The following is a 13,565-nucleotide window of genomic DNA, read 5'->3' on the forward strand; positions in this document are numbered from 1 at the left end:
CGTCACATTGGATTCAATCTTAGGCCGACCTTGTTCGTAAGCCCGATTGCTTCCGAGCTAGTTCTCAACTGAACCCAGGCCGCCATGATGTGGTAGAAGGAGCTGGCGGGTGCGGGCTCGTCGATGAACTGGTCGTTCTCCAGCAGCTTGTCCCGCCACAGGCCGTCGTCGGTCAGGTAGCGCCACAGGGCCCGTTGCGCCATGGCGGCCTGTTCGAGCAACCCCGCCCGGTCGCCGTCATCGGAGAGTTCCGCGAGGATCAGAGAGGCTTTCATCCATTCCGTCTGCGGCCACAGGCGGGCGCGGCGGCTGAGGATGGCGCCGTCCTGGTCCATGGCGTCGACGGCGACCTGACGACGCGGGCCGACGCCGCGCAGGCCGAAGGCGTAGAGTTTGCGCGCCGCTTCGATGGCGGACGCATCGCCACGCGCGCGGCCGTAGCGGGCCAGCAACCAGGCCCACTCGAACTGATGCCCCGGTTCGACCAGCCGACCGTCATCGCCTGCGGCCGGCGACCAGTCTTCAGCGAAGAACTCGCGCAGGAAGCCGCCCTCGGCGTCGATGAAGTGCTGACGCGCCAGAGCGACGATCCGGTCGCTAAGGGCGCTCCAGCCGGCGTCTTCGCTGACCGCCTCCCAGGCCAGGGCGGCTTCAAGCAGGTGCATGTGGCAGTTGGACTGGAAGGGATAGGCGCCGTTCTCGATCAACCCGCCTGCGGGCGGAGCATCGGCGAGGAGACGGCCTCGGATCGCCTTGGCCCGCGCCTCATGCCCCCCCTCCAAGCCCGCCTGAACGGCTGCAGCGAGCGCGAAGAGATGGAAGGCCTGATCATACAGCATCGGCGTCTCGTCGAGCGGCGATCCATCGGCGGCCAGCACGGTCCGCATCAATCCGTCGGGTCGGAGATAGGCCGCCTCGATCCGCGCCAGGCCGCATTGCACGACCTCACGCCACGGCCCCCGCCAGCCCATCCGGCCTGCATCGGCGAACACCTGAACCTGCCGCGCCTGAACACGGGCGCGCCGCTGGCTTTCGACTTGCCGCCCGTCGAGGCCGAGCAACTCGGCAAAGGAACCATCCGCCGATTGGCCAAGCGAGCTCCAGATCGGCAGGGCGCGCATGTTGAGCCAGCGGGTGAAACGCGCGCCGCCGTCCAGCAAGGATTCCGGTACCGGTCGGGCAAAGTCGAGATGCTGCGGCGACGACAGCTTGAGCCGCTCCACCACCTTCTTCACATCCTGGCTACGGCTGAGGTCGCACACCAGCACGGCGTCGCGTTCGGCGATGATGGCCAGGTTGCGCACGCCGATCGCGGCGACCACCATACCTTCCGCCGCTCGCGCCATACAGCCTTCGGCGTCCTCAAAGACGAAACTGCCGAGGTCGCCTTCCCCCGTCGCGGCGACAGAGTCCCAGGCGCCCAGGTCAGACCATTCGAAATCCACGGCCAGAACCGACGCGCGTCTGGTCTTCTCCATTACCGCATAGTCGATCGAGATCTTGGGGGCGCTCCGGAACGCCGCGCCGAGAACCGCCAAGTCACCGTCGCCTTCGTCCGGCAGGGCCGCCCGCGCGGCGGCCTCCACAGCGGGGGCCGCAGACTGCAGTTCACCCAGCATGGTGGCGGCCGAGACGATGAAGTTGCCGCTGTTCCACAGATAGCCGTCGGCGATGTAGCGTTCGGCGGTCTCCCGGTCCGGCTTTTCGACGAAGGCCTTGACGGCGGACAGGCCCTGGCCCTCCGCCGCGATATAGCCGTAGGCGGACGACGGTTCGGTCGGCGTGACGCCCAGGGTCACGATCAAGCCGTTCTGCGCCGCCTCGGCGGCCCGCTCGGCGGCCGTGCGGAAGGCTGGATAATCCGGGATATGGTGATCCGAGGCGACGAAGACATTGACGCCGTTCGGATCACGCCGCGCGGTCCAGGCCGCAGCGACAGCCATGGCGGCGGCCGAATCCCGCGCTTCAGGCTCCAGCAGAATTTGGGCCGTTACGCCCAGTTCGGCCAGCTGCGCGAGGATGGCCTCGCGGTGCGCCACGCCCCCGACGACGATCAGACGTCCGCCAGCATCCGCCAGCGGCGCAACCCGCAGCACTGTTTCCTGAAACAGCGACCGGTTGCCCGACAGCGGAATGAACTGCTTGGGTCTCGACGGGCGTGACGCCGGCCAAAGCCGGGTGCCGGCGCCGCCGCACATGATCACCGGATAAAGATTCATCGTTCCTCCCAGGGCATTCCGCAGGCACAGGCCGTCTTCAGATCAACCACACCAAGATGACGGGACGTCACTCGCCGCTATCAGATTTCCTGATTGAAGGCGCCGATCTCGGGATAGGTGGCCAGGCGCGGCTTGATCTCCTTGCGGAACAGGTCGCGCATGTCGTCCTCGGAGCGCATGCTCTCGACCACCACCACCAGTTCAGGCTTGTTCGACGAGGCGCGGACCAGGACCCAGGAGCCGTCCTCCAGGTGCACCCGCACCCCGTTGACGGTGATGGCTTCGAGGATTTTTCGGCCCAGGATCTCGCCGCCGGCCTCGGCCAGGTCGGAGTATTCCTTCACGATCCGCTCCAGCACACCGTACTTCAGCTCGTCGTCGCAGTGGGGCGACATGGTCAGGCTGGTCCAGGCGTCCGGCAGGGCCGCCTTCAGTTCGCTGAGTTTCTTGCCCGGATTGCGGTCCAGCATGGCCAGGACCGCCCCGGCCGCGACCAGGCCGTCGTCATAGCCGTGGCCCAGGTCCCCGGCCATGAAGAAGTGGCCCGACTTCTCGAACCCGGCCAGGGCGCCCAGTTCGGCGGTTTTGCGCTTGATGTAGGAGTGGCCGGTCTTCCAATAGACCACCTCTGCGCCGTTGGCCTTAAGGATCTCGTCGGTCTTGTAGAGGCCGGTCGATTTCACATCGACCACGAAGGTGCTGTCGGGATAGACCTTGGACAGGTCGCGGGCCAGCATCAGGCCGATCTTGTCGGCGAAGATCTCCTCGCCCGTGTCGTCCACCACGCCGCAGCGGTCGCCGTCGCCGTCGAAGCCCAGGGCCAGGTCGGCGCCCGTCTCGCGCACCCGCTGGGCCATCTGCACCAGCATGGCGTGATCTTCCGGGTTCGGATTGTATTTGGGGAAGGTATAGTCGAGGTCGGTGTCCATCTCGATCACCTCGACGCCCATCCGGCGCAGGGCGTCGGGGGCGAAGGCGCCGGCCGTGCCGTTGCCGCAGGCGCAGACCACCTTCAGCGGGCGCTTGATCTGCACCTTGGAGGCGACGTCGGCGACGTAGGTCTCGCGGAAGTCCTCGACCCGGACCAGTTTCCCGCCCGGCCGGGCCACGCCCTCGCCGTTCAGCACGATCTGTTTCAGCCGGCCCATCTCCTCGGGGCCAAAGGTCAGGGGCTTGTTCGCCCCCATCTTCACCCCGGTCCAGCCGTTCTCGTTATGGCTGGCGGTGACCATGGCGACGCAGGGCGCATCCAGCTCGAACTGGCCGAAATAGGCCATGGGCGACAAGGCCAGGCCGACGTCCAGAACCTCCATCCCGCCTTCCAGCAGGCCCAGGATCAGGGCCTGTTTGACGCTGAGGCTGTAGCCGCGGAAATCATGGCCGGTGACGATCTTCGGCGCCACGCCGATCTCGTGGACATAGGTCGCCAGGCCCAGCCCCAGGGCCTGGATGCCGAGGAGGTTGATCTCCTTCTCCAGGATCCAGCGCGCATCATACTCCCGAAACCCCGTCGGCTTGACCAGAGCCTCGGTCTCATAGGCGGCCGTGTTCGGCTTCAGGTCTTGGCGTGGGAGCAGCATGCACGTTCCTTCAGGATGATGACGTCCGCAATCAAGGCCTAGCGCTGCCCAATCTGGGCGAAAACACACAACTGCGGTTGCTTTGAAACACATTGATATGCTGCGATGCAACATACAACGTCAGGCTGGTGGATTGGGCAGGGCGCGTCAATCTTGGAGCAATCAGCAACAAAACATTTTGGCCCGTCTGGATAATCGATGCGTGTGTTCGGATTCACAGGCGGACTCGGCCACCGACGCGACGCCGACCACGTTGATGATTCCAGGTGACACAGCAAGCCTGTCACCCTGACTCGGGCCGAGAGAATCCAGCTTCGAGTGATCCACAGAATGACGGCGGATCACAAACGCCGGGACTCAGGTCGCCGCCGGATTAAAACTCAGGGGCAGGTCACTTGATGGCATAATGTCGAATTCGGAAAGCGATTGTTTCTATCACCCATTTCTCCGCGCCGGCGGGTCGTTTTTCAATAATCCATAGGCCGAAGATCGTGAATAAGTAGATGGCAGCCCCAAGTAGAACAAGACCGCCCAGTTCGGCCCAGCGGAACCAGTAATTGTAGATTGGTGGAGTCAGTAACTGGGCCAGTAGAACGGCGCCCACCATAATGACGGCTGCGATCAGGGTGCGATGGCAGTTTAGCAACTGACGAGCCACCGACAAATTCAGGAGCTTGCCGGCCATACCCAGGTTGATCAAGACGATAATTACCCCGGTCAAGCTGCGAGTTGCGGCGGCTGCGGCGAGTCCAAAAAGCCAAGCGGCGAGAAGCGTCAGTGGCAAACGAATGACAAGTGCAGTCATCTCCCTAAACACCAAGATGCGCGGCTGGCCCGTCGCCATGGCTAGAGACTGGACAGGTACGACCATCATCTGCAGGGCGATCGCGGGCGCCAGCCACCAGATGACGGCGACCGCAGGACGCCAGGCTTCACCCAGCAGAAGGGTGATCAGAGGCAGGGCCACGGCGGCGAGGCCAAACCCGATCGGCGCGATCAGGGTCACGAGGATCTGCTGGCCCTTTAGATAGGCGCCTATCAGGCGCGGTCGGTCGTCCTTCATTCGGGCGAACCCGGCGAACAACGGCTGCATCACTGCAGAGGCGACCGTATAGGTGGCGAGCGCAGCGATATCGCCGCCCATCGCATACTGGCCCAACGGCGCCTTGCCGAGGATCGAGCCGACGAAAAAGCGGTCGGCCTGCTGGTTCAGGGTGAAAATGATCCGAGACAGTGTCACCCAGCTCGCGAAATGCAGAATGTCCTTGAAGCCGGAGGTGTCGAACCGGGGCCGATAGGGGGCCAGGAAATGCGTCGAGATCGCCGCGATCACGGGCGCTGCGACTAGGCCCGCCACGAGGGCCCAGTAGGACCGGGTGATCCAAGCGAGGCCGACCATAGCCACGAAGCTGACCACCTTGCCAAACAACTGGGTCTGGGCCACCGGCGCATAGTTGACCGCGCGCAGGTGATGGACCATCGCCGGACTGGCCAAGCCTTGAGCGAACGGCGCTATGGCCAGAAACTTGATGATCAGCTCAAGGCGAGGATCATTGAGCGCGACCGCCAGCGGGCCCGAGATCAGCACCAGCATCATCGCGATCAGCAGGCCGCGCAGCACCGTTAGGGTGAAGGCGGAATCAACGTCCCGCGCCTCAAGTTTCGAGCGCTGGACCAGGACGTCGATGACCGGCAACTCCGTCAGGGAGTTCGCCACCAAGAGGACCGACGAGGCTAGGGTAACTAGGCCGAACTCGGCCGGGGCCAGCACCCGGGCGATCACCACCACGGCGATCATGTCGAAGGATTTGACCAGCAATTGCACGCCCGCCATCACGGCGGCGCTGCGCGAGACACTGTTGCCGATCATGAAAACGCCGCCGCCTGTGACACCCTCTTCTTATTGCACAATCGAATAGACGTCGGTCAGCTTCCGTCGTGCCGACCGAGCGACCTTGTAGCTGTCCTTGAGCGGGCCGATAGCGACCAGCATCACGACATTCTCGGAGCGGGGATACAGGCCAAGCTGCCTCAGCGAGCGATCCTGGGCGGGCAATGCCGACCAGTTTAGCGCGCAGGCGCCATAGCCCTGGGCGTGGACGCCGAGCAGCAGGTTCATCGCGAACATCCCGCCGTCGATCCAGCCTTGATAGCGTTCAGACGCCTCCACGAACTGGGCTTGGTCCACGGTGACGATGGCGACGACCGGCGCGGTCTCGCCGAAACCCCGGTTGCCGTTCTGGCAGGCCAGAACCTTTCGCTTCATCTCGGGCTCTGTGACGAAATAGACCTTCGAGGCCTGCCGGTTGCAGACGCAGGGCGCCGCCTGGGCCGCCTGAACCGCGCGTTCTAGAACCTCGGTCGGGACCGGCGTCTCGGCGAAGTCGCGAACAGAGCCCCGCGAGATGATGAAGCCCAGGTGGTCGGTCGGGTCGATAGCGCCGCGTCCCCGGGCCATCGTCGGATGGCCGGCAACGGCGACGCCGCGAGTCTGTGCGAGCGCGATGGTCTCGTCGATCCAAGGCGGGTTCTCGACCCCGCCGGCGATGTTAAAGTCGCGGTATCCGGCCAGGGCGTCGACGGCCAGTTGCACCTCGTGGTGGCAGACGTCGTCCCGGATCGCGCTTTTCAGCATCAGGCACAGGTCGTGGAAGGCCTGGCGACCAAAGCCGTAGCGGGGTTCGGGCAGGGCCATGCCCTTTTCGATCATGTGGTAGTATTTGGTGATCAGGGCGCCACGGCTGACGTCGTCCCTGTACTTCTTCGACATGCCCGACAGGCTCGAGAAGCGGCGGTAGTCATAGCCGTAGGCGGCGATCAACCTCAGCTCGTTCAGGACCGAGCGACCGGCGCGCTTGATGCCGACCGGGATAAGTTTGCGAAGCTTGGACATGATCTATCTCGGGGACACCGGCTCCAGCGCGAAGGCTGGCCGGGTTGTGCAGTGCAATAATGGCGTTTCGCGCGGGCTCAATCTAGTCGCTCCCAAAGAAAAAACGTCGTCGGGTTTCGGGGAACGGCGCCGATGTCGAGCCGCAACCTGGCTCGGCCATCGGCGCCGGCTGAAACCTCTCCCTGCCGAATCACTTCGCCGCGCAGGTTCAGCACCGACAGTCGGCCCCGCCCCGCCGCCGGCGCGCGCAATTCGATGTCTGCGACGACCCGTTCCATCAAGATCGGCCAGGTGCCCCACCGCTTCACGGACCGGGTCTCACCAGTCCCCTCCAGGACCATGCCGCTATTTTCGGCGTCGCCGGTTAGGATCAGCAACACCTTGCGGCTGTGGGCCAACGACTGGCCATCCAGAGTCGAGGCCGCGACCAAGGCGCCGCGATCGACCCGCCGCACGGTCATGACACCCAGGGCCAGATCATTTGCCGGTCCGACGACGCTGATGGCCTCGGTTCGGGGCGTCACGACCTGGAACAGGCCGCGCTGAACTTCCAACGTCATTTCGCCTGTGGAGCTCTGGAATATGCCCTTTGCCGGATCTGTCCGGTTGTTGGGCGCCAGCACCCCGACGCGGCGAAGATCGGCGACCAGCCTTTCCTGCTGAGCCAGGGCCGCTCCGGTCGCCATGTCGATCAGACGCTTCATGACCTTGTCAGAGAATCTGTAGGGCTCAGCCGTAGAGCCGACGATCCGGGTCGAAGCGGGCAGTGTGTCGACCTTGTCCGGCGCGATCAGTCCGAACCGAGTCAGTAGGGCCGCCTGGCGGATGGATAACGGCAGGAAGGCAGAGCCCGGTCGCCCGAACTGATCCGCCCCAAACGGCACGGCGACCATCCCCTTCGCCGGCGCCACGTCGCCGCGGTAGAACAGGAGGGTAGCCAGGGTCTCGCCCGCCCGCGCCACCGGGTCCAGTCCGATGGAATAGGCCATCATCGCCCGTGTGTCGCTCGTCGCCTCGGGGATGGCGGGTTCGACCGACAGATGGGCGTGGCGACAGATGGCCGAATAGCCCTGGAAGGCCGACAGGGCGGGGAAGATCAGCCCGGCCTCATAGCGGTACGGATTGGGATAGGCCTGGCCGTATTCCGATGACACCAGCGGCCGGTCCAGCCACCGGCCCGCCGCGTGGTTCAGCCATGCCCCCATGCCCGTCGCCGCCGTGCTGGGCATGACCAGCCGCGATCCCGTGGCATAGCTGGTGACCTCGCCGACATAGGAATGCAGGTCGGTCACCGGCATCTGTGCTCGGCTGGAGTTGTCTTGCTGCTTGAACCATTCCGAAAAGCCCAGCACGGGCCCCTGGAAGCCCCTTTCCTTGAGCCGGTCGGTCATCCAGCGTTGGGATCCGACCTCCAACTCGGCGATGAAGGCCAGGAACTGGCGCATTCGCGGGCCGTCGTCGTCCCATGACGCCGGCGCGGCGACCGGCGCGCCGCCCGCGATCTCGGCGGCCGAGGCCTCGGGGATCAGCCGGGCCAGGCCCCCGCCGGTCGCGGCGCGGGCGCGCACCCACCGGTCGAAACGTTCTTCGATCCCCGTGGGATAAAGCGCGCCCGGCCTGCCATAGATGGACGACCAGAAGGCGATACTGTTCTCGTTGGCGCCCACCACGAAGGCCAGGGCCGGATCAGCCAGGGTCGTCATCTCCGTATAGGGATTGGTCCGGCCATAGAGGATGTCGACCATCTTCAGCCAGTCGGCCTGGGCGGCCGGATCGAAATTCACCCGGATCTTCAGACTGTCGATCGAGCGGGGGCTGTCCCAGCCTGCGTTGGCTTTCGAGCCCTCGGGGTTCGTCAGCCCGTCGATCATCCAGTAGACGCCGTTCCGCTTCAGCGCGGCCAGCTGATAGTAGAACCGGTCCAACTGTTCGGGATCGACCTGGAAATCGGCCCGTCGCCCGTGCAAGGCCAGACGGGTGTCGGCGAAATGGAACCGCGCCAGAGTATAGCCGTGGAGACGCAATTGCTGCGCCATCCGGTCGGCTTCGGCATGGGTCGGAAAGGCCGAGGTCATGGTCGGGCCGTTGCTGACGACGGCGCAGTTGAACCGCGCCGGGCCGGCCCCGCCTGTGAACCTCAGCTCGCCTTGGGGCGTAAGGCGCAGCGGCCCCTCCGACCCGGCGGGCGTGGACGGCGTCAGGCTGGAGAAGTCCAGCGCACTGCCGGGCGTGATCTCCAGCGATTGCGCCGGCAGCGGCAACCATTCGGCCGGAGTCGCCGGCTGCGCCATCGGGGCGATCGACAGGGTAATGGCCAGAAGCGGCGCGAACCGGACGAATGGCCAGAAGGTCACGGCTGAGGTTCCTTGACGGCGGGTCCCACCGTCTGCCCTTCAGGGCCGGCGGCGAGAAAATTCAGCCCTTTGTCCACTTTAGTGGATACGCAGGTCAGCAGCTTCTCCACCATTCTTATGTTACTACTCGTTATTTGAAATATGCCGATCTCGGATCGACCAACAGTGTAAAGGCGGGCATTATGGGCGCATCGCGCCCGATGTCCATCCGCTCGCGTCGGCGAGACTTTGGGTGCCAGCGCCTTCTGACGTTCCAAACCTGTGTAGAAAAGCGCCGCTGCGCCTGTTTCGATAAGCTGACATGGATCTTCAAGATAACCTCTATTTCTCGAGGCCTGACTATCCGCTAGACCGATCACCTCAAGCATATCGAATATCCAATTCGTCAGTTGACGTGTCGCTGCAGAAGAAAACTTTTAGCCTGACGGATGGCCTAGCCATCCGTTTCAGTGCAACAGGTGCAGGCCGGATCTAGAGACTACTTCTGTTTTTTCCTACCGACCCAACCCTTCCTGGCACGGTCAGCTTCCGAAGCTAGAAACCATAGTACGCCACCGATGTGCGCGGTGTAAAGCAGAGTAAAATAGTTCATGGGGATTGGGCTTATTAGAAAAGTCCCCATCAAAATTCCCACAATAGAAACCGGCGCGAATGAGGGACCTAAGTCTTTCACCCTTATCAAGGCAGTTATGGCCATAACTGTCATAATGATAACAATAATTAGGCCGGCATAGCCGAACTGGAACTGCGCTGCGTAAAGACCGATGTCATCGAGACTGACAACATATCCAGAAACCCCGTAAAGCTCGCTAGCACGATTAAAGCCAAATGAGACAGGGTTGTCATATCGCGCGTTGGCCGACATGAAGCCGAAGCCAAGACCATGAGATTCGTCGAAAATGAACCGATAATGCTCTATAGTTGTTTCGCGCCAAGAGGCGCTAACATCACGAGCAAGGTATTCGTCTAGGCTAGTAAAATTTGATAAAAAGCGACCGACAACATACCCAATAAAAGGTACGGCAACGAAAGGCGCGACTAAAGCAAGTAAAAACTTTCTGTTGCCCTTCAATATGATCGCCCAAGAGAGCGCCAGTGCCGCCATAACAGCAAAAATTGCCAGGCGGCTCTCGGAAGCTAAAAATACATTGTACGATATTACGATGACTACAAGAATGGGCAGAATAACGTCTTGTAGCTTTTTACCATTGACGATTTTCATCACAGCTATCACCAGACCAAAGGCTGCCTCAAGCTTAAAGAAAACGATTCGAACTTCACTTCCAAAAGCAGAGCCTCGAATGTAGAAGTCAAGGAGATGAATTTTCAGGGCTAACGTAAAAACCAGCAGCAATGAAGCTAGAAAACCAGTCCAATAAAAAGCTTCGACTGCGTCACCCAGGCGGCAGTTGAACGCCCTGAATGTCATGATCATTAGGATAGGAGAGACTGTGTAAGAAGCGATGGCCCAGGCTTCTAAAGGCTGAGGCCTAATGAACACACTCCAAGCAACGGAAGAAAAAACGAATGCGGCGAAAAGGAATATAGCTAATCCGTCCCATTTCGTGAATCGCAGAGTTCCTAGGCAAACTCTGACAAAAAAGACGAGAACTCCTACCAGTGTCGCTACGGCACATAGCTGCATTCCCAGCACGTTGGTCATTCCGATCAGAGTGAACGGAATGCCTTCCCACAGGCAGAGTAGCAGGGCGATGAAGGCCGTGCGGAGCGGGGTGGCGCCCAGCGACAGGCTGCGGCGCGACGGGGCCGAGGGGCGATCCAGCCGCTGACCGCCGGCCCCGGGGGGCTGGCTTCGCCAGCGGCTACCGGACGGGCCGACGGCGGTCTGGGGGGCCGGGATGTCGGTCACTGGTCGAGCGTCGCGAAATTGAGCGCGGCCAGAGCCTTGACCCTTGGCAGGGCGGACCGGACCTGATCGCGTACCGCCTCGCGGTTGTCGAAGGCGTCGGCGAAGAAGGCTTCCAGGGCTGCGGCGTCCTTGGCCTGTTCCGGGGTGATCCGCTGGTCGGGCAGGCCGAAATGTTCGAATAAGCCGATGAACTTGTCCTGATAGGACAGGCCCCACATCGGCGTGCCCATCGACAGAGCGCCGACGCCCAGATGCATCCGACCCGTCACCAGCATGTCCGCACAGGCGACCAGAGCCTTCAGCTCGCTGGCCCGCGCCGGGGTCGGGGCGAACGCCACACGATCGCCCAGGATGGGTTTGAGCAGGTCGTACAGGGGCGACAGGGCGGCGTTGTCGCCCAGGCCGCCCTCGCGGAAGTCGTGGGGCACCAGCAGGAAGGACACGGGATAGCGTTCCGACAGAGCCGGCAGGATCATCTTAAGTCGCTGGTTGAGGCTGTTCACCTCACCCATGTCGTTGTTCTTGAAGATCATCGGATGGACATTCAGCGCACAGACGAAACGCCCTTCGGCGCGCTGGGCTGTCGTCCAGGCATCCACAGCCGGATGATCGGGGGCGGTCGGCGACGGGGGCAGCAGGAAGGCGCTGTCAGCGACCAGTTCGGCGGCGTGGGCCCCGACCAGGTCGAACTTCTCCTTGGACATCCGGTCGCGGGCATAGACCCTGAGCCGGGGAGAGATCATGTCTACGGCCTCGATCACCTCGGGCGCAAGCTCGTCGGCGAACGAACAGCCTAGCACGAATGACCTCAGGCCCCGCCGCGCCGCTAAATCCGAGAAGGCCCACTGACGCAGGGCGTTGGGGCCGGAGTAGTGGCCGTCCATGACGTCGGCGCCGACCATGATCAGGCTGTCGTACTGTTCAAGCAGCGCGCGGAAGGCGCCGTAGCCGTGCCCGTTCCAGACCGGCTCGGCCTTGACGTTCATCGACACCAGGATCGAGGGCAAAGGCTCGGACACGCAGACGATGCCGATTTCCGCCTCCGGATTGCGCCGACGCACTTCCTGGATCACGGCCGAGAACATGGCGTCGTCGCCGCGCGAACCGACCACGGCGCCGGGGTCGCTGGCCACGACCAGAACCTTGGCCACCGGTCCGGGAACGCGCGGCGGCAGGGCGTCGATCGCCCGCGCCGCCGAGCGCCACAGCGATATGCGAAGCCGTCCAATGAGACTGCTCTTGAGCGCAGACAAGGACTTGAAGGACATGGAACTGGCGATGGCGGCTTCCCCGATATTCATGTCCGAACACACAAAGGTTATAGATCTCGCAACTGCGAAGTCCAGCCGCATAGCAGGGCTAGGTCAATGAAATCGCGAGCTGAACAACGGTGTGCGTGCGGACCTCTTATTGAAATGTGTGTTGATCGCCGGCGACGACGCCGTGCAGGATTTTGCTTAATTTTGCCGCGCCGCCCTGGCCGAATCGGGCGCGGGCTTCGGCGCGGGCCTGATCGACGATGAACGGCGTCTTGATCAGATCGGTCATTAGGGCGGCGAACCGTTCGGGATCGGCGGTCAGATTGAAACAGGCCTGGCTGTCTGCATCCATACCGTCGGCGGCGAACGGGGTCATGACCAGCGGGGAATCGAAGAACAGCATCTCCACGCTCTTGGTGTTCAGCCCGCTGCCTTCCAATATGGGGTTGACCAGAACCCGGCCCTGCAGCCTGACCGCTGCGGCGTCTTCCGGATTGGCCAGACATTCGACGTTCTCGGCCTGAGACAGGTAGGACTGAAACTCCCCCGTCGGGTTAGAGCCGGCGATCAGCAGCACATAGTTCGGCGCAACCTTGCGGACGTGCGGCAGGACCTCGTCGATCATCCATCGTACGGCGGCGACATTGTTGGGCGACCATAGATTTCCCAAATAGACCGCGTCATAGCGGCGCTCAGCCCAAGGCAAGGGCTCGCGGCGGGCGCGTTCCAGCCGGGGCACGAAGGTCGGGACCCAGTCGATCCGCTCGACCCCCAGACCCTTCCAGAAGGGTAGGGCGTCCTTAGAGATTTCGAGGACATGGGCGGCCCGCCTCAGCGCCCCTATCTCGAACCGCTTCAAATGCAAACGCGCCGCCGCAATCGACAGCCGCGACCGCCAGGATTTCGCCAGCCTGTACTGGATCGCCATATAGTCGTGCTCGATATTGTGCGAGCGGACCACGACGGGGATCCTCAAGGCGCGCCCAATCCGACCCGTGAAGTCCGCCATGTGGATGCTGTCGGCGATCAGAAGATCGGGTGCGAAGGTCCGCACCCCGGTGATCAGCGCCGCCATTTCGTCGCGCGACGGATAGAGGGCGGCGGCCAGGGACGGCAAATACGACAACCGTGACAGTCGGGCCAGCAGAGCCGCCAGGCTCCGGGGCTTGTCCAGCACCCAGACCGGATCGAAAACCCCGTTGAAGCCTGCATCGGCGTCAGCCTTGGTTTCGGACCCTTCTCTCCAGCAGATCACGCCGACCTTCCAGCCCTCCCTCGTCAGTCCATCATATCGGTTCCAGATATCGACCCGGGCGCCGTGCGAAGTGGGCCATGGCGGCTCCTGACACACCACCAGTGCGCGAGACCCGGATCGGGCGACGTCGGACAT

Annotated in this window: 9 protein-coding genes; all 9 read right to left on the reverse strand. The window is 63.0% G+C overall.

All coding sequences use genetic code 11. The features are described from left to right. Nucleotides 1–2 precede the first annotated feature (2 nt). The 9 genes from ACW177_RS00545 to ACW177_RS00585 all read right to left on the reverse strand — a co-directional run bounded on the left by ACW177_RS00545 (nt 3) and on the right by ACW177_RS00585 (nt 13,565). On the reverse strand, nt 3–2,219 hold the full coding sequence (locus ACW177_RS00545; protein WP_492026732.1) for an AGE family epimerase/isomerase: 2,217 nt from the start codon (nt 2,217–2,219) through the stop codon (nt 3–5). A gap of 80 nt (nt 2,220–2,299) precedes the next feature. Further along, a complete protein-coding gene (locus tag ACW177_RS00550) occupies nt 2,300–3,799 on the reverse strand; it encodes a phosphomannomutase/phosphoglucomutase (protein ID WP_492026733.1) in 1,500 nt (499 codons plus the stop codon). A 391-nt stretch (nt 3,800–4,190) separates the two neighbouring features. Continuing rightward, the gene (locus ACW177_RS00555) at nt 4,191–5,669 is read right to left on the reverse strand and encodes a lipopolysaccharide biosynthesis protein (RefSeq protein ID WP_492026734.1); all 1,479 of its coding nucleotides are present in this window, start codon (nt 5,667–5,669) and stop codon (nt 4,191–4,193) included. A gap of 30 nt (nt 5,670–5,699) precedes the next feature. After that, nucleotides 5,700–6,692, reverse strand: coding sequence for a nitroreductase family protein (locus ACW177_RS00560; protein WP_492026735.1), 993 nt, complete (start codon nt 6,690–6,692; stop codon nt 5,700–5,702). Between the two features lie 77 nt (nt 6,693–6,769). Further along, a complete protein-coding gene (locus ACW177_RS00565; protein WP_492026736.1) occupies nt 6,770–9,046 on the reverse strand; it encodes a hypothetical protein in 2,277 nt (758 codons plus the stop codon). After that, a complete protein-coding gene (locus ACW177_RS00570; protein WP_492026737.1) occupies nt 9,043–9,414 on the reverse strand; it encodes a hypothetical protein in 372 nt (123 codons plus the stop codon). The genes ACW177_RS00565 and ACW177_RS00570 overlap by 4 nt, the downstream gene beginning before the upstream one ends. 110 nt (nt 9,415–9,524) lie before the next feature. Then, nucleotides 9,525–10,916, reverse strand: coding sequence for a hypothetical protein (locus tag ACW177_RS00575; protein WP_492026738.1), 1,392 nt, complete (start codon nt 10,914–10,916; stop codon nt 9,525–9,527). Beyond that, the gene (locus ACW177_RS00580) at nt 10,913–12,217 is read right to left on the reverse strand and encodes a polysaccharide pyruvyl transferase family protein (RefSeq protein ID WP_492026739.1); all 1,305 of its coding nucleotides are present in this window, start codon (nt 12,215–12,217) and stop codon (nt 10,913–10,915) included. The genes ACW177_RS00575 and ACW177_RS00580 overlap by 4 nt, the downstream gene beginning before the upstream one ends. 106 nt (nt 12,218–12,323) lie before the next feature. Further along, complete coding sequence (locus tag ACW177_RS00585; protein ID WP_492026740.1) at nt 12,324–13,565, reverse strand: glycosyltransferase; 1,242 nt, start codon at nt 13,563–13,565, stop codon at nt 12,324–12,326.

It is taken from the genome of Brevundimonas sp. AVps23W, from assembly GCF_058681395.1.

Coding starts and splice junctions, on each gene's coding strand:
- ACW177_RS00560 (WP_492026735.1), bottom strand. CDS start 6,692: ATGTCCAAGCTTCGCAAACTTATCCCGGTCGGCATCAAGCGCGCCGGT.
- ACW177_RS00555 (WP_492026734.1), bottom strand. CDS start 5,669: ATGATCGGCAACAGTGTCTCGCGCAGCGCCGCCGTGATGGCGGGCGTG.
- ACW177_RS00580 (WP_492026739.1), bottom strand. CDS start 12,217: ATGAATATCGGGGAAGCCGCCATCGCCAGTTCCATGTCCTTCAAGTCC.
- ACW177_RS00545 (WP_492026732.1), bottom strand. CDS start 2,219: ATGAATCTTTATCCGGTGATCATGTGCGGCGGCGCCGGCACCCGGCTT.
- ACW177_RS00570 (WP_492026737.1), bottom strand. CDS start 9,414: ATGCTTGAGGTGATCGGTCTAGCGGATAGTCAGGCCTCGAGAAATAGA.
- ACW177_RS00585 (WP_492026740.1), bottom strand. CDS start 13,565: ATGTCCGACGTCGCCCGATCCGGGTCTCGCGCACTGGTGGTGTGTCAG.
- ACW177_RS00550 (WP_492026733.1), bottom strand. CDS start 3,799: ATGCTGCTCCCACGCCAAGACCTGAAGCCGAACACGGCCGCCTATGAG.